Origin of the sequence: Mesorhizobium sp. L-2-11, from assembly GCF_016756595.1 — a bacterium.
Classification (GTDB): Bacteria; Pseudomonadota; Alphaproteobacteria; order Rhizobiales; family Rhizobiaceae; genus Mesorhizobium.
On sequence record NZ_AP023257.1, the window covers coordinates 2512371 to 2527902 of the forward strand.

The 15532-nt window shown below is 62.3% G+C and carries 16 protein-coding genes and 1 pseudogene; 12 read left to right on the forward strand and 5 right to left on the reverse strand.

Annotation, left to right across the window (positions count from 1 at the left end):
- Positions 1-6 precede the first annotated feature (6 nt).
- The 4 genes from JG739_RS12040 to JG739_RS12055 all read left to right on the forward strand — a co-directional run bounded on the left by JG739_RS12040 (position 7) and on the right by JG739_RS12055 (position 5124).
- A complete protein-coding gene (locus JG739_RS12040) occupies positions 7-2433 on the forward strand; it encodes a phosphoketolase family protein (protein WP_202366642.1) in 2427 nt (808 codons plus the stop codon).
- The gene (locus JG739_RS12045; protein ID WP_202366643.1) at positions 2433-3605 is read left to right on the forward strand and encodes an acetate/propionate family kinase; all 1173 of its coding nucleotides are present in this window, start codon (positions 2433-2435) and stop codon (positions 3603-3605) included. The genes JG739_RS12040 and JG739_RS12045 overlap by 1 nt, the downstream gene beginning before the upstream one ends.
- Positions 3606-3707: 102 nt before the next feature.
- Positions 3708-4043 (forward strand): hypothetical protein, encoded by a 336-nt coding sequence (locus tag JG739_RS12050; RefSeq protein WP_202366644.1) that lies wholly within the window; start codon positions 3708-3710, stop codon positions 4041-4043.
- Between the two features lie 137 nt (positions 4044-4180).
- A protein-coding gene (locus JG739_RS12055) for an IS630 family transposase (RefSeq protein WP_446720497.1) occupies positions 4181-5124 on the forward strand; the annotation gives its coding sequence in 2 pieces (ribosomal slippage) (positions 4181-4517 and positions 4517-5124; 945 coding nt in all).
- An 88-nt stretch (positions 5125-5212) separates the two neighbouring features.
- On the opposite strand, the gene pdxR is transcribed toward JG739_RS12055, so the two are convergent.
- A complete protein-coding gene (gene pdxR, locus JG739_RS12060; RefSeq protein ID WP_202366645.1) occupies positions 5213-6724 on the reverse strand; it encodes a MocR-like pyridoxine biosynthesis transcription factor PdxR in 1512 nt (503 codons plus the stop codon).
- A 169-nt stretch (positions 6725-6893) separates the two neighbouring features.
- Here pdxR and JG739_RS12065 point away from each other — a divergent pair, with 169 nt between their 5' ends.
- The 4 genes from JG739_RS12065 to JG739_RS12080 are packed head-to-tail and all read left to right on the forward strand — an operon-like array spanning position 6894 to position 9808.
- Entirely contained in the window at positions 6894-7529 is a 636-nt protein-coding gene (locus tag JG739_RS12065) for a LysE family translocator (protein WP_202366646.1), read from the forward strand.
- Positions 7530-7540: 11 nt separating this feature from the next.
- On the forward strand, positions 7541-8461 hold the full coding sequence (locus JG739_RS12070; protein WP_202366647.1) for a dihydrodipicolinate synthase family protein: 921 nt from the start codon (positions 7541-7543) through the stop codon (positions 8459-8461).
- A 23-nt stretch (positions 8462-8484) separates the two neighbouring features.
- Positions 8485-9126, forward strand: coding sequence for a LysE family translocator (locus JG739_RS12075; protein ID WP_202366648.1), 642 nt, complete (start codon positions 8485-8487; stop codon positions 9124-9126).
- Positions 9127-9166: 40 nt separating this feature from the next.
- Positions 9167-9808, forward strand: a complete 642-nt coding sequence (locus JG739_RS12080; protein ID WP_202366649.1) for a ThuA domain-containing protein — start codon at positions 9167-9169, stop codon at positions 9806-9808.
- A 36-nt stretch (positions 9809-9844) separates the two neighbouring features.
- Here the strand turns inward: JG739_RS12080 and JG739_RS12085 are convergent, their stop codons facing one another.
- Both JG739_RS12085 and JG739_RS12090 read right to left on the reverse strand, forming a co-directional pair.
- Entirely contained in the window at positions 9845-10507 is a 663-nt protein-coding gene (locus tag JG739_RS12085) for a DUF6064 family protein (RefSeq protein WP_202366650.1), read from the reverse strand.
- A gap of 117 nt (positions 10508-10624) precedes the next feature.
- Complete coding sequence (locus tag JG739_RS12090; RefSeq protein ID WP_244749942.1) at positions 10625-11443, reverse strand: aldo/keto reductase; 819 nt, start codon at positions 11441-11443, stop codon at positions 10625-10627.
- Between JG739_RS12090 and JG739_RS35300 the strand changes: the two genes are divergently transcribed.
- Positions 11376-11723: a hypothetical protein gene (locus JG739_RS35300; protein WP_244750008.1), complete on the forward strand. Its 348-nt coding sequence runs from the start codon at positions 11376-11378 to the stop codon at positions 11721-11723. The genes JG739_RS12090 and JG739_RS35300 overlap by 68 nt on opposite strands.
- A gap of 23 nt (positions 11724-11746) precedes the next feature.
- On the opposite strand, the gene JG739_RS12095 is transcribed toward JG739_RS35300, so the two are convergent.
- Positions 11747-12247, reverse strand: a complete 501-nt coding sequence (locus tag JG739_RS12095) for a hypothetical protein (RefSeq protein ID WP_202366652.1) — start codon at positions 12245-12247, stop codon at positions 11747-11749.
- Positions 12248-12484: 237 nt separating this feature from the next.
- On the opposite strand from JG739_RS12095, the gene JG739_RS12100 reads away from it, so the two are divergent.
- The 3 genes from JG739_RS12100 to JG739_RS36020 are packed head-to-tail and all read left to right on the forward strand — an operon-like array spanning position 12485 to position 14945.
- Positions 12485-13330 carry an alpha/beta hydrolase gene (locus tag JG739_RS12100; RefSeq protein ID WP_202366653.1) on the forward strand — a complete coding sequence of 282 codons (846 nt, stop codon included), beginning with the start codon at positions 12485-12487 and terminating at the stop codon, positions 13328-13330.
- A 29-nt stretch (positions 13331-13359) separates the two neighbouring features.
- Complete coding sequence (locus tag JG739_RS36015) at positions 13360-14205, forward strand: ABC transporter substrate-binding protein (protein WP_274609449.1); 846 nt, start codon at positions 13360-13362, stop codon at positions 14203-14205.
- A complete protein-coding gene (locus JG739_RS36020) occupies positions 14094-14945 on the forward strand; it encodes an ABC transporter substrate-binding protein (RefSeq protein WP_274609450.1) in 852 nt (283 codons plus the stop codon). Before JG739_RS36015 ends, JG739_RS36020 begins: the two co-directional genes overlap by 112 nt.
- A gap of 54 nt (positions 14946-14999) precedes the next feature.
- Here the strand turns inward: JG739_RS36020 and JG739_RS35305 are convergent.
- Positions 15000-15502, reverse strand: a pseudogene (locus JG739_RS35305) (IS5/IS1182 family transposase); the annotation flags it as partial.
- Positions 15503-15532: the final 30 nt, after the last annotated feature.

Genomic DNA, 15532 nt, shown 5'->3' on the forward strand with positions numbered 1-15532 from the left:
GTTTCCATGAACGACGAGGCTCAGAAAACTGCGACCACAGCAGGTCGTTATCGGGTCGATCTCATGGACCGCTATTGGCGGGCCGCGAACTACATTTCGGTTGGCCAGATCTATCTGATGGACAATCCGCTGCTGCGCGAGCCGCTGAAGGCCGAACACGTCAAGCCGCGGCTGCTCGGCCATTGGGGCACGACGCCTGGCCTCAACTTCATCTACGTCCACCTGAACCGCGTCATCCGTCAACGCGGTCTCGACGTTCTGTTTATCTGCGGCCCGGGTCATGGCGGCCCGGCGATGGTCGCGAACACCTGGCTCGAGGGCAGCTACAGCGAGATCTATCCCGAAATCGGCGAGGGCGAAGACGGGTTGAGGGAACTTTTTCGGCAATTCTCCTTCCCCGGCGGCGTGCCGAGCCACGCTGCTCCGGAAACGCCCGGCTCGATCCATGAAGGCGGAGAACTGGGATATGCGCTGGTCCATGCTTTCGGCGCGGCCTTCGACAATCCCGATCTGGTGGTCGCCTGCGTCGTCGGCGACGGCGAAGCGGAAACCGGTCCGCTCGCGGCGGCATGGCACTCCAACAAGTTCCTCAACCCGGCATCCGACGGCGCTGTCCTGCCGATCCTGCATCTCAACGGCTACAAGATCGCCAACCCGACGATCCTTGCCCGCATGGATGACGTGGAATTGCGCGCCCTGTTCGCCGGCTATGGCTACGAACCTTTTTTCGTCGAAGGTCACGAGCCGGTTCCCATGCATCGGTTGATGGCGGCCAAGCTGGACACCGTGCTCGACAGAATCCGCTCGATCCAGGAGCGCGCCCGTACGCCGTTCTGGCAAGGAGAGCGTCCGCTGTGGCCGATGATCGTGCTGCGCAGCCCGAAGGGGTGGACCGGGCCGAAGGAGGTCGATGGCAAGAAGGTCGAGGATTTCTGGCGCTCGCATCAAGTGCCGGTGTCGAACGCCCGCAGCAACGCGGGACACCGCAAGATCCTCGAAGACTGGATGCGGAGCTACGAACCGGAAAAGCTGTTCGACGACAGCGGGCGTCTTCTTCCAGAGCTGGCGGCGCTTGCGCCGACCGGATCCAAGCGCATGGGCGCAACCCCCTATGCCAATGGCGGACTGCTGAAGCGCGACCTCGTGCTTCCCGACTGGAAAAGCCTGACGCTCGATGTGCCGCGTCCAGGAGGTGCCAAAGCCGAGGCGACGCGGATTCTCGGAAGCTATCTCCGCGACGTCATAAGCCTGAATGCGCAGGCCGGGAATTTCCGGCTGATGGGACCGGACGAGACATCCTCCAACCGCCTGGACGAGGTCTTCGAGGTAACGGACCGGGTCTGGATGCAGCGGATCGAGCCCTATGACGTCGACCTCTCCCGGGACGGCCGCGTCATGGAAGTGCTCAGCGAGCATCTCTGCCAGGGATGGCTGGAGGGCTATCTGCTGACCGGCCGCCATGGCCTGTTCTCCTGTTACGAGGCGTTCATCCACATCGTCGATTCCATGGTCAACCAGCATGCGAAATGGCTGAAGACATCCCGCGAGCTTGCCTGGCGCGAGCCGATCGCTTCACTCAATTACCTGCTGACCTCGCATGTCTGGCGGCAGGATCACAACGGCTTCAGTCATCAGGATCCTGGCTTTGCCGATTTTGTCGCCAATAAGAAGGCCGACACGGTCAGGCTCTATTTCCCGCCGGATACCAACACGCTGCTGTGGATCACCGACCATTGCCTGAAAACCTACAACCGCATCAACGTCATCACCGCCGGCAAGCAGCCGGCGCCGCAATGGCTGTCCGTCGAAGACGCAGAAGCGCACTGCAGGGCGGGGGCGGGGACCTGGGAGTGGGCCGGGACGGTTGCCAAGGGCGAGGATTCGGATGTGGTCATGGCCTGCGCCGGCGACGTGCCGACACTGGAGACGCTCGCTGCCGCCGACATTCTGCGTTCGGCGCTTCCTGACCTGAAGGTTCGCGTCGTCAACGTCGTCGACCTGATGACGCTGCAGTCGAATTCAGAGCATCCGCATGGCCTGGCGGACGATGATTTCGATGCGCTGTTCACGAAGGCCAGGCCGGTCATCTTCGCCTATCACGGCTATCCCTATCTCATCCACCGCCTGACCTGCCGACGCGCCAACCATGACAACATGCACGTGCACGGCTTTCGCGAGGAAGGCACCACGACGACGCCGTTCGACATGGTCGTGCTCAATGAGCTCGACCGTTACCACCTGGTGCTCGCCGCCATCAAACACGTGCCTGGGCTCATCGAAGGGCGGCTCGCCGAACGGGCGAAAAATCTTGCCGCCGAACTTCACGGGAAGCTTGCCGAACACAAGGCTTACGTCCGCGAGCACGGCGAAGACATGCCCGAGATCCAGAACTGGAACTGGCCCGAGAACAGCGCGACGAAGGCTGGCGATTGATGCGACAGGCAATCCTTGCACTGAACGCCGGCTCCTCCAGCATCAAGTTCGGACTATACGACCTTGAGCCGTCCGCCGAACTGCAACTCGTCTCGCGTGGCGCGCTGGATCTGGGCGATGCGCCGAGGCTCAGCGCGAAGGCGGCCGACGGAACAGTGCAGTGTGATCGGCGGCTTGCCGCAGACGCAGGCGATACGGGCATCGGCGATTTGCTTCGCTGGATCGAGAGCGAGCTTGGTGGCAGGAAACTGGTCGCCGCCGGTCACCGCATCGTGCATGGCGGGCGCGAGTTCGTCGAACCCGTCCGCCTGACGCCGGATGTGATCGCGGCGTTGGACAGGCTGACGCCGCTTGCGCCGCTGCACCAGCCCCGCAGTCTCGCGCCGATCCGCACACTTGCCGCGCTGCGGCCGGATCTGCCGCAGGTCGGCTGCTTCGACACAGCCTTCCATCAGACGATCGATCCGATCGTCAGCCGCTTCGCGCTACCGCGCAAATACGATGCGCAAGGGATCCGCCGCTACGGGTTTCACGGTCTTTCCTACGAGTACATCGCCGGGCGGCTCAAGGCGATGTCGCCGGCGCTTGCAGCGAAGCGGACGATCGTCGCCCATCTCGGCAACGGGGCGAGCCTGTGCGCCATGCGCGACGGGAGGAGCTTCGACACGACAATGGGCTTTTCCGCGCTCGACGGGCTGGTCATGGGCACGCGTTGCGGCGCCATCGATCCGGGCGTGCTTTTGTACTTCGTCCTGGAAAGAGGCATCGCTGGAGAGGCTCTGCAGCACATGCTTTATGAGGAATCCGGGCTGCTTGGAATATCCGGCATATCGGGCGACATGCGTACGCTGGAAGCGAGCGACAGCCCCCACGCCCGCGAAGCAGTAGAGCTTTTTGCCTTCAGGGCGGCACGGGAAGCTGCCGCGCTCGCCAATACGCTGGGCGGCCTCGAATGCCTGGTGTTCACCGCCGGCATCGGCGAGCGCTCGGCGCCGGTCCGCAAGGCAATATGCGAAAGGCTTGATTGGCTTGGCGTGGCGATCGACGAGCCAGCCAATGCCGCCCATGCCGAGATCATAAGCCGACCGAACAGCAAGGTCGAAATACGCGTCGTCGCGACCGACGAGGAGAGCATCATCGCCCGCCACACGCGCATGCAAGGGAATGCTTGATAAAGCAATCAACGGCGCGTTTTCCATGGGAAGGAACCCTGCGCGGCCGCGACCGTTCCCTGTTTCTAAAGCCCTGTCTCTGATATTAAAAGGAGAGATCCAATGGCCGAAACCGCGAACACCGCAGGCGCCTCAAAGGCGGCAAACGACGCGCAGGAGGCGATGAAGAAACAGATCGCTGAACTTCGTCGCGAAATCACCAAAATAAATCGGACCCTTTCCGACCGCGCCGAGGAGGCACAGGGCTGGTACGAGAGCGCCGCCGAACGGGCGTCGCGCGCAGCCCAGCAATTGCGTAGCCAGGCACACACCGTGACTGAAACCGTCCAGCAGAACCCTGGCACGATCTCTACGGCGATGATGCTTGGCGGCGTGCTCGGCGTTCTCTTGGGAATTGTCATCGCAAAGAGCTCCGAGCCTGAACGGCGGTGGTTCTAGGGGCAGATCACCACCTGGCGGTGCCGAGGCCGACTTCGGCATCGAGCTAGAGCGGGATGAGATTTATGGGAGTCGTGGGATTCCCAAATCAGCGATGATCTGATTCAACCTTGCTGCTGGGCAGGAGGCCAGCATTGATGGTTGGATATTCAATGGACCTGCGCGAACGGGTTGTTGCGGCGGTCAAGGTTGAAGGGCTTTCGCGGCGCGCGGCGGCTGCTCGATTTGGCGTCAGCTACAGCGCGGCGATCGAGTGGCTGAAGCGGGTGGAACAGACGGGGAGCGTGGCGCCCCGCCAAGTGGGCGGCTACAAGCCGAAGAAGATATCGGGAGCGTGGCGCGACTGGCTTGTCGAGCGCTGCCGGGAGAAGGACTTCACCTTGCGCGGGCTTGTGGCCGAACTTGGCGAGCGTGGCCTGAAGGTTGACTACCGCTCGGTGTGGGAGTTCGTGCACGCCGAGAAGCTGTCTCACAAAAAAAGACGCTGATCGCCGCCGAGCAAGATCGTCCCGATGTTGCGCGCCGACGGAGGCAATGGGTTCTGTATCAGGACCGGATCGACCCCGCCCGCCTGGTGTTCATCGACGAGACCTGGACCAAGACCAACATGGCCCCGCTCAGGGGTTGGGCACCGGTCGGACAGCGGATCAAGGCCAAAGTTCCCAATGGCCACTGGAAGACAATGACCTTTCTGGCTGCGCTGCGTCATGATCGCGTCGAAGCGCCCTGGCTCATCGACGGGCCGATCAACGGCGAGAGGTTCCTCCTCTATGTCGAGAAGGTTCTCGTGCCCACTCTCCAGCCGGGCGACATCGTTGTGATGGACAATCTCGGCAGCCACAAAGGCAAGGCCGTGCGTCGCGCCATCCGAAAGGCCGGCGCGAGGCTCTTCTTCCTGCCGAAATACTCGCCTGACCTCAATCCGATCGAACAGCTCTTCGCCAAGCTCAAGCACTGGCTGCGAAAGGCCGCAAAGCGCACCGTTGAAACGGTCTGCAACGCCATCGGCCAGATTCTCAACCGCGTCACACCGCTCGAGTGCTCAAATTACTTCGCAAACTCAGGCTATGACCGCAGGTAATCTCATCCCGCTCTAGTGGTCCAGGAGGTCGCCGGCTGCGCCGGCGATCAGGTCCCGCGCATGTTCCCTCAGGCAGGCCGTAAAGCACCTACGATACGCCGCCGCAGCTAGTTGCCTCCTCGTAAGCGCCTCGAAGGAGCTTTATCCCTCTGTGAATCTGGCTCTCGGTCAGACTTGCGTATCCCATCACCAGGCCGAAGCAACTCCGATCCAATGCCGGATCAAAGTAATGAGGCGATATGGAGTAGATGCCAACTCCGAGCGCGCCGGCTTTCTCGATGAATGATGCCGCCATAGCGGGCGGCATGTCGGCGAACCAGGCGACGACGTGCAGACCGGCCTCAGCGCCTTCGACCCGAACGAGATCGCGGAATTCAGCCTGCAGAGCGTCGAGGAGCGCTGCACGTCGGCGGGCATTTTGACGCCGGGCCTTGCGCACGTGAGCTTCGTAGGCGCCGGACTCCACCAGGGTCGCGAGCGCCTCCTGTTCGAGGCTGGGGGCATGCCTGTCCGTCAGGCGCTTGGCGTGGGCGAAAACCTCCTGCAACTCACGCGGAACGACGACGTAGCCGATCCGCAGCAACGGCGACAGTGTCTTCGAAACCGTACCGATATAGATGACGTTCGACGCGCCTCCCAGCGCGCGAAGCGGCGGTATCGGGTTCATGTCGAATCGATATTCGCTGTCGTAGTCGTCCTCGACGATGTATGCCCGCTCCTCTTTCGCCCATCCTAGCAGTTGCTGGCGTCGCCCCATCGACATTACGCTGCCCAAAGGAAACTGATGTGAAGGCGTGACGTAGGCCAGCCGCGCGCCGACATCCGCCAACAGGTCCGCCCTGATGCCTTCGGCGTCGACCTCCACCGGGGTGGCGATGGCTCCTGTCATCTCGAAGACGCTTCGTGCCATCGGGTAGCAGGGCTCTTCGATGGCGAAGCCGTCGCCCTCATCGAGAAGCAGGCGGGCGCAGAGATCCAGTCCCTGCTGAGAGCCGTTGACGACGACGATCTCGCCGACCTCGCACCTGATGCTGCGCGCTCGCCATAGATAGCCCTGCAGGGCCGCACGCAGGCGGATCGAGCCACAGGGGTCGCCATAGGACAGTTTTTGCGGCCGTCCCAGCGCAGCGTCGTTCATGGCCCTTCGCCAGGCAAGGGTCGGGAAGTCAGAGGCCGACATGTCGCCATAACGGAAGTCGGCGACGAGCTTCTCCGACGCAACCCGCATCGGGATGGCTCGGGATCGAAGCCTTTCTGCGAAAGCGGAGAGGCCGTGTGGTTCTGCGGCTGTATGAACGAGGTCTCCCGGCTCGCTGTGCGCGATCTTGATGGCCACCCGTGGCCGAGCGCCATGGCGAATTACCACGAACCCCTCGGCGGCGAGCTGTTCGTAAGCGGACGTCACAGTCGTTCGCGAGACGCCAAGCTCGACCGCCAGTGCACGAGCCGACGGAAGCACGTCTCCGCGGCAGTAGACCTCTGCCACGATCTGTTCCCGCAGGCTCTCATAGATCCCGCGCGCGCCCAGTCCCGAGGACGAATTTTTCGATGACGAATTTCCCAACGGCGAATTCTGCTTGCGGGGCGATAACTGGACCATCGCGATTACCCAAATGAAGACATTTCGTTGAACCAGACATTACCTTGAAAATCAGCCAGGCAAACCCTCGATGGCAACTGGACCACCACTTTTTATCAAGAACTGGTTCTAGCCCAGGGCCAGTTATGCGTGTATCTATGACGCCAGTTTGCACCTGCCGAGAAGTAAAATGCTGGCCGACCAATTCATCATCGTCTTTACCGCCTACGTCATCGCTGCCGGCAGTCCCGGGCCGAGCAATATGCGCATCATGGCCGTCGCCATGAACGACGGCCGCGGGGCGGCGCTGGCAATCGCCTCTGGCGTCGTCAGCGGCTCGATCTTTTGGGGCCTGATGGCGGCGACAGGGGTCTCGGCGATCCTCAGCCGATACGCTCAGGCTCTCGTGGTCCTGCAGCTGCTCGGAGGCCTGTATCTTCTGTATCTTCTCTATCTCGCCTTCACAGCGGGCAAGGCTGCGCTTTCTTCGGACAAGGATCGGCTTCACCCGACCAACGAACGGAAGGCGACCGCGGCCACTCTCTACAAGCGCGGACTGCTAATGCATCTCACCAATCCGAAATCGATCCTGGCATGGATCGCGCTGATGACGCTGGGACTCGGGCCCGGGTCGTCGTCGCATACGGTTCTCGTGATCCTCGCGGGCTGCGCGGTGCTGAGCGTCACCATCTTCTGCGGCTACGCGATCGTCTTTTCGACCGCTCCCATGATCGCCCTGTATCGGCGGGCGCGGCGCTGGATCGAAGGCACGCTGGCGGTATTCTTCGGATTTGCCGGGCTAAAACTTCTCCTGACCCGCATCTGAAAGGTTCCTTCATGTCACTCTTCCAAGGCCTTTCAGCCTTCCCGATCACCCCGGCGGACGCTTCCGGCAGGCTCGACACCGCCGCCCTCGCGCGCCTGCTAAAGAACATCGAGGAGGCGAGAGCGGACTCCATCGGATTGCTCGGAAGTACCGGCGGCTACGCTTTCCTCACGCGACAAGAGCGTCGACGCGCGGTCGAAACGGCAATGGACTCGGTCGGCGGCAAAATCCCGGTTATCGTCGGCGTCGGAGCGATCCGGACCAGCGATGCGGTGGACCTTGCCCGTGACGCGAAGGCTGCGGGCGCCGACGGCCTGCTCCTGGCTCCGGTTTCCTATACGCCGCTCTTCGACGACGAGGTCTTCGAACACTTCGCCGCAGTCGCAGACGCGGGGCAACTCCCGCTTTGCATCTACAACAATCCCGGCACAACCAGGTTCACCTTCAGCCTGGACCTCATTTCCCGCTTGTCGAAGGTGGCGAGCATCGAAGCCGTAAAAATGCCTTTGCCGTCCGGTGGTGACTTCGCGTCCGAACTGGCTTCCCTTCGGTCTGCGACCGGGCCGGCATTCAAGATCGGCTACAGCGGCGACTGGGGCGGCGCGCCTGCGCTGCTCGCCGGGGGCGACGCCTGGTATTCCGTCGTCGCAGGACTTCTGCCGTCACAGGCCCTGGCCCTGACGCGAGCTGCGCAAGCCGGGGACGCCGCGACCGTCGAGCGATTTGACGCCGCCTTCGGACCGCTTTGGGCGCTGTTCAAGGAATTCGGCAGTTTTAGGGTGATGTATGTCGTCGCCAGGCTGCTGAACCTCTGCGACGTCGATCCGCCACGCCCCGTCCTCGCGCTGAAGGACGAGGCACGGCAGCGCGTCGCCGCCGCTCTCGACCATCTCGATGCGGTTTTCTCCGCTGGTTGCATGCAACCTCGATAGTCAGTCTTCATCGGGATATTTTCATGCTGGATTCCAACGCCTTCACCGTCTACCTGTTCACGGCATTCCTGCTGGCGATTACTCCGGGTCCGGGGATTTTCTACGTCGCCGCGCGAACCCTTTCCGGCGGTCGCTCGGAAGGAATCGCTTCGAGCCTTGGCAATGGTTTTGGTGGGCTGTTTCATGTTGTAGCCGGCGGCCTTGGCGTCTCGGCGATCGTGCTGGCAAGCGCCGAATTGTTCACGGCACTCAAGGTGGTCGGCGCGCTCTATCTGGTCTGGATGGGATACCGAACCATTCGCCATGCCAGGCTCGACTACAAGTCGCTGGCTCATTCGGAGCCGCCCGTCGGCACGATGCGGGCCTTCAGGGATGGCGTTCTTGTCGAAGTGATGAACCCGAAGACGGCCGCATTCTTCCTCGCCTTCATTCCCCAGTTTGTCGATACAGCGTCGGATCACGTTGTTCTGCAGTTCCTGGCCCTCGGCGCCATCTCGGTTGCCCTTAACACGCTCGCCGATATTGTCGTGGCGTTTGCAGCCGGAAGACTCCGCGATGGTGCGGCGTCCCGTGCGAATCTCGTTCGCCGTCTTCGTGAAGGCTCGGGCGGCGCCATGATCATGCTTGGATGTGGGCTGCTGCTGGCAAAGCGCCCGGTTGTATGACCGGATCGGCCGGCGATACAACCAACTGACGGAGAAGAATATGCGGCAAGCGTTGATTGTATGGGGCGGATGGGATGGACACGAGCCAGAAGAAGGTGCGCGCGTCGTCAAGGCGATGCTCGAAGAGGAAGGGTTTGGGGTGCGCGTCGAAACCACGACCGAGATATTCGCCGACCCTGCGATCGCCGATCTGAGCCTGATTGTCCCGATCTACACGATGGCCAAGCTTGCGAAGAACGAGGAGCTCAACCTGACAAAGGCGGTCGAAGGCGGTGTCGGCCTTGGCGGCTATCACGGCGGCATGTGCGATGCCTTTCGTCAAGCCACGGAATACCAGTTCATGTGTGGCGGCCAGTGGGTGGCTCACCCGGGCAACATCATCGACTACCGGGTCGACATCACCAGGCGAGACGATCCGATTATGAACGGCATCGATGATTTCTCGTACCGTTCCGAGCAGTACTACATGCATGTCGATCCATCGAACGAGGTGCTGGCGACCACCACCTTTTCCGGCGAGCACGCGTCCTGGATAGAGGGCGTGGTCATGCCGGTCGTCTGGAAGCGCCGGCACGGCAAGGGAAAGGTGTTCTATTCGGCGCTCGGCCACGCCGCCAAGGAGTTCGCGGTGCCGCAGATGCGAACGATATTTCGTCGCGGCCTGCTGTGGGCGGCGCGCTGAGCCTTACCGGAGCAAATGCCCGAACGCGCCGTCGCATTACCGGGCGATGCGGCGCAGGGTCGAGGCAGCGACAGTGGTGGCCGCTGCCAGGAGCGGCAGCCAGGCTTGTGGATCGGCCATGGCATGGAGCGTCAGGCCGCTGAGCAGCAGCCACAGCAGCGGGATCGCCAACAGCAGCGGCACAAGCCCGCCGCTCGCGGCAAGCAGGACGCCGAGCGCTGCGATCGCCGTCGGATCCGGCGCGATGCCGAAGACCTCGGCGCTTGTCCATGGCCGCCCGAAGAGCGGCGGCAGGAGGGGATAAACGACGAGGCCGACGACCGCGATCAGCAGCCCGAGCCGTGCTGCGAGATCCCGGCGGTCGAAGGCGAGGCCGCCTCGAGCGGCACCGAACACCAGCAGCAGCGCCTGCAGGCCGAAGGCCGGCGCGACATAGGCGATCGCCCAGTTGATCGCGGCATAGCGGCTCCACAGCAACGACCAGCCGACGAAGGCAAAGAGCCCGGCCAGTACCAGCGCAATCCACAGACCATGGCGACGCGGCCGCCTAAGCACGAGCAGGACGATGGCGAGGCCGGCGGCGAGCGTCAGGAGTTGCAGCGGCCAGAACGCGGCATTGGCCAACTCGAACATGCGCCAATAGACGCGCGGCGAGAAGAGCAGGAAATCCTCCAGCCGGTAGGTCCACCATTCAGACATCCAAAGGTTCCGCAAAAGTGTCGCACGGTTTTGCGACAAGAACCTGCGACAAACACAGAATCCAAGCAGACATCAGAATCTAAGCAGGCATTTTGGGGCCAGCCCACGAATGCCAGCCTAGAGGTCCCGGACGTAAGCCGCCATTCGCTCGCGCATGGCAGTGTCGGGCAGGGGACCGGTCGCCGCCATCAGGTTCTCGCGCACGTGGTCGACGCGGGTGGTGGCGGGGATGGCAATGGTGACGGAGGGATGCGAAACGATGAATTTCAGTATGAACTGCGCCCAGGTCTTGGCACCGATCCCGGCCGCCCAGTCCGGCAGCGTCTCGCCTTGGAGCTGACGCGTCAGCTCGCCTTGCCGAAACGGCCGGTTGACGATGACACCCATGCCGCGCTCGGTCGCCAGCGGCAGCAGCCGTTCCTCCGCTTCGCGGTCGACGACGTTATAGGTGAGCTGCACGAAGTCGAGCGGATGCGCGCGCATGATCTGTTCGAACAAATCGTGCCGCCGTCCTTCGGACGTCGTGATGCCGACATAGCGGATCCGCCCGTCCGCCTTCATGGCGAACAGGGTTTCGAGATGCGTCTCCCAGGCGACGAGGTTGTGGACCTGCACCAGATCGAAGCGCGGCACACCCCAGAAGCGACGCGACTGCTCGATCTGCGCGGGTCCATCGGCGGCGGAGGAGGTCCAGACCTTCTCGGCGGAAAACAGCGCTTCGGGCCGGCCGAGCTTTTCGAGGCCGTAGCCGATCACCGGCTGCGAGGAGCCGTACATCGGCGAGGAATCGATCATGCGGCCGCCTGCCGCGAAGAAGGCCGCCATCACCTCGGCGCACTCGTCGCGCAGCACCGGATCGTCGCCGACATTGAAGGTGATCCAGGTGCCCAGTCCTACTGCGGGAAGCATCTCTCCTGAGGAGGGGACAGTTCGCATCGCCGGCGCGGGCGGCGCGCCGGGCGCGGCTGCCGGCAATATCAGCGTCGCGCTGGAAGCGGCGGCAGCCTTAACGAATGTCCTGCGGGTGATGATCATCGTCTGCCATCCCTGTCCTCTCGACCTCTTGTACTCCCGACCCCCAGCAATGGTTCCGGCCGACCGCTTTTCGCAAGGCCGATCGGCGGCGGTCGTCTCTGGCGACGGTTCAGATATCGACGTCTGCCTGAAACAGGAACGAATGCTGCAGGGCCTCGGTTGCGCCAGCCAGACCGATTAGCTGGAACCCGATTAGCTCGCCGATTACCTGGGACCGGCCCCTGTCCTGACTTGATGGCGCTGGCGGGCATAGGCCACGCAGCCGTCTACCGTGCTGACGCAGAGCGCATCGCGGTGGTTCGGCGTGTTGTTGTCGCCGGCGTAGGCAACCTCGGCAACACGGCCGTCGACCATTCGGACTTGCGTGTTGCAATAGCCGCCAGGATCGACATTGAGCGATCCTCCAACCGTCGGGATAGCACCCACGGCCAAGGTTGGAATCACGACGTTGAGGTTGCCGCGTTGAACGGTACGCTGATAGGTCCAGATCTGGCCTCTTTCCGCATCAGCGGTGGCAGTCGGAAAGCCGGCGCACATTCGAACGTCCGCCTCGCTGAGTCCGACCATCTCCTTGCGGGCTGCCGCCGTTGTGGCGTCTTCCTTCGGGAGGTTCGACGTGTCGTCAGGGGCGACGCAGGAGGACACGATCGAACTGCCGGCCAGGAGAACAAGAGGGACAAGCCTGCGGATGCGGGAAAATATCATGTGACCCCGAAGTTAGGCGAGCAGACGGCCGAGTCAACCTGCACAACTTCACGATGTCGTTTGTCGGCGACTCGGCTGGACCTGACGCGCGACGGCCCGGGATAGCTGCTCATGCTTGCCGATGATGTCAGGCGTTACGCGATGTAAAATACGTACTTTCCTGACACTATGGATAAACAAATGCTTTTCAGTCACACAAAATGATGAAACAATGAAATTGAGATCGGGGAAAATTCGATGCGCAACGTCAGCGGACATGGCAAGCGCCTGTCCTACTACGATTTCGGGCACACGACGGTGTACGCCTCCCGCTTCGACCAGCGCTTCCCCTATTGCGCCTATGTGCCCGACGACTATGACGAGGACGGCGACAAGACCTATCCGCTGGCGGTGATCGTGCATGGCACCGAGCGCGGCATGCTCGCCTACCGGGACGCCTTCGCCGACTTCGCCGAACAGAACGGCGTGATCGTGCTCGCCCCGCTGTTCCCGGCGAATATCTGTTTTCCGGGCGATCTTTCCTCTTACAAGATGCTGCGCCGGGGCGACCTCCATTACGATGTCGTGCTGCTCGACATGGTCGAGGAGATGCGCGAGCGCTATCGCATCCGCGGCGACCGCGTGCTGATGTACGGCTTCTCCGGCGGCGGCCATTTCACCCATCGTTTCCTGTTCCTCCATCCCGAACGTCTGCTGGCGGCATCGATCGGTGCGCCGGGCGTCGTGACCCTGCTCGACTTCGATCACGATTTCTGGGTCGGGGTGCGCGACTTCGAGAAAGTGTTCGGCAAGGCCATCGACCTCGACGCCATGCGCAAGGTCGCCGTGCAGATGGTGATCGGTGGCGACGATCTCCAAACCTGGGAGATCACCATCAAGCCGGAGGATGACTGGTGGATGCCCGGCGCCGATCTCGCCGGCGCGACCCGCAACGACCGGATCAGGTCGTTGAAGGGCAGCCTGGAGAGACATGGCGTCGAGGTGCAGTTGGATGTCGTGCCTGGCATCGCCCACAACGACGGCGCGCTCATCGCCAAGGTCAAGGAGTTCTTTGCGCGGACATTGAATGCCGCGCCCGCCTGAAAAACTGCGGTCAAACTGGAGATTAAGAAATGGGAACAGGATTGATGATGGGAAGACGATTGCTCCAGGTGCTGGCGACAATCGCGGTGATGACATGTGCACTGCCGGCGATGGCGCAGGAGCAACCGAAAACTGGCGGCACGCTCAAGGTCCGCATCAACGCAGACATCCGCGCCACCGATGGTCTCAATCGCGACGCAAACACCGACACTGTGCTGCACCATATCTTTGAGACGCTGGTGGCATATCGCGCCGATCTCACGGTGGGCCCGGCATTGGCCGAATCCTGGACAGTTTCGGACGACGGCAAGACCTATGCCTTCACGTTGCGCGACGGCGCGGTTTTCCACAATGGCGACGCCGTGACCTCATCCGACGTCAAATGGAACTGGGACCGCCGCATGGACCCGGCCAATCAGTGGTTCTGCATTCCGTTCTTCGACGGCAGCCAGGGGCTCAAGGTCGAGCAAGTGGCAACGCCTGATCCACGCACCGTGGTCTTCACGCTCAAGGCGCCGAATGCGCTCTTTCTGGCGCAACTCGCCAGTGTCCAGTGCAATGGCTGGGTCGCCAGCCCGAAGAATGTCGGCGCCGACGGCAAGTGGCTCGCCGATTCCGCCATCGGCAGCGGCCCGTTCACGCTGAAGGAATGGGTCAAGGGCCAGTATTTGGCGCTCGAGCGCTTTGCCGACTATAAGCCGGTGAAGGAGGCGCCGAGCGGCTTTGCCGGCAGCCGTGAGGCCTATGTCACGAGGTGCGCTTCATGGTCATCCCCGACACGGCGGCGGCGGAAACCGCGCTGTTTGCCGGCGAACTCGATGTCCTGCCCGATCTTGAATCATCGCGTGCCGAGGAAGCCAAGTCGCGCGGCATGACAGTGCTGTCGACGCAAGGCCTGTCGTGGACGGTGATCCTGCTGCAGACCAAGGACCCGCTGCTGTCGAACGTCAAAATACGCGAGGCGCTGGCGCATGCCGCCGACATCAACCAGATCGCCGCCGCCAGCACCAGCGGTGCCGCCACGGGAGGTCCCTCGGCCGTCGCCCAGGCGAGCTCGTTCTTCGACGACGATTTCCTCAAATGGCCGGAATACGACCCGGTCAAGGCCAAGGCCCTGCTGGACGAAGCCGGTTATAAGGGCGAGCCGATCAAGATCCAGACCAACACCCGCTACCAGGGCATGTATGAGAACGCCGTGCTGCTGCAGGCGATGCTGACGGCCGCGGGCTTCAACGCCCAGCTCGAAGTGCTGGATTGGGCGGCACAGCTCGACAACTACCGTGTCGGCAAATTCCAGATCCAGTCCTTTGGCTATTCGGCTCGTCTCGATCCGTCGCTGATGTATGGCGTCATCCTTGGCGACAAGGCGACCGACCCGACGGCGCAGTGGGACAGCAACGAGGCGCTCGATCTCTACACGAAATCGATGGCCACGACCGACGCCGGGCAACGCAAGGCACTGTTCAAGCAGCTCCATGCACTCATGGCAAAGGATGTGCCGATCCTTGGCCTCTATTATGAGCCGTCCGTCGATGCCGTGTCGCCGAAAGTAAAGGGCTATTCGGTATGGCCGGCGGCAAACCCCCATGTATGGGGTGTCTGGAAAAGCGAATAGGAGCTGGCGGTTGTCTGTCGCTCGAAAGATCGGAGGCGTGTTGCCTCCGATCTTTATGTTGATCATGCGCTTCATGTACAGGCGAGCACCCGCAAGCTCATTTTCGTACTGACCCTTCGAACGTCTTGGTCAGGAAATGGGTACTGCCCATCCACGCCTAGACGATTCCGAACGGATGCTCGCCGGTCTGGCGGCGGATGGTCATGGCGTCCGGCATGCGATCGAGCCTATCCTGTATCTTATCGAAGACACCCTCATTCTCCCAGCGCTTCAGGCGCTTGTGCCTTGTCGGGCATGCATCTGGATTTGAGTGCGCAGGACGAACGGGCCGTGAGGTTGCGGTAGTGATCCATATTGTCCCAGTGTTCCGAACGCACCTTTCTTCTGGTCAGGTGTAGCGATCATTCTTGGCGTCGTAGATGAAAATCGGCCACGGTGAAGGGGCCGCGCTTGGCGTTGCCGGATGTCTGTGTCTTGGGAATGCAGGGCGGAACTCCGGTCCCCCCGCAGGCCAGCACCTCGTCGCCACTGTAGTAGCTACGGTCGGCCAGAACCGAGCGGGATGCGTCGATCGCAGATCGCCGATT

Bases quoted from the DNA above. Each gene is read 5' to 3' on its own strand.
- JG739_RS12040 (WP_202366642.1), top strand. From the start codon at position 7: ATGAACGACGAGGCTCAGAAAACTGCGACCACAGCAGGTCGTTATCGG.
- JG739_RS12045 (WP_202366643.1), top strand. From the start codon at position 2,433: ATGCGACAGGCAATCCTTGCACTGAACGCCGGCTCCTCCAGCATCAAG.
- JG739_RS12050 (WP_202366644.1), top strand. From the start codon at position 3,708: ATGGCCGAAACCGCGAACACCGCAGGCGCCTCAAAGGCGGCAAACGAC.
- pdxR (WP_202366645.1), bottom strand. From the start codon at position 6,724: ATGGTCCAGTTATCGCCCCGCAAGCAGAATTCGCCGTTGGGAAATTCG.
- JG739_RS12065 (WP_202366646.1), top strand. From the start codon at position 6,894: ATGCTGGCCGACCAATTCATCATCGTCTTTACCGCCTACGTCATCGCT.
- JG739_RS12070 (WP_202366647.1), top strand. From the start codon at position 7,541: ATGTCACTCTTCCAAGGCCTTTCAGCCTTCCCGATCACCCCGGCGGAC.
- JG739_RS12075 (WP_202366648.1), top strand. From the start codon at position 8,485: ATGCTGGATTCCAACGCCTTCACCGTCTACCTGTTCACGGCATTCCTG.
- JG739_RS12080 (WP_202366649.1), top strand. From the start codon at position 9,167: ATGCGGCAAGCGTTGATTGTATGGGGCGGATGGGATGGACACGAGCCA.
- JG739_RS12085 (WP_202366650.1), bottom strand. From the start codon at position 10,507: ATGTCTGAATGGTGGACCTACCGGCTGGAGGATTTCCTGCTCTTCTCG.
- JG739_RS12090 (WP_244749942.1), bottom strand. From the start codon at position 11,443: ATGCGAACTGTCCCCTCCTCAGGAGAGATGCTTCCCGCAGTAGGACTG.
- JG739_RS12095 (WP_202366652.1), bottom strand. From the start codon at position 12,247: ATGATATTTTCCCGCATCCGCAGGCTTGTCCCTCTTGTTCTCCTGGCC.
- JG739_RS12100 (WP_202366653.1), top strand. From the start codon at position 12,485: ATGCGCAACGTCAGCGGACATGGCAAGCGCCTGTCCTACTACGATTTC.
- JG739_RS36015 (WP_274609449.1), top strand. From the start codon at position 13,360: ATGGGAACAGGATTGATGATGGGAAGACGATTGCTCCAGGTGCTGGCG.
- JG739_RS36020 (WP_274609450.1), top strand. From the start codon at position 14,094: ATGGTCATCCCCGACACGGCGGCGGCGGAAACCGCGCTGTTTGCCGGC.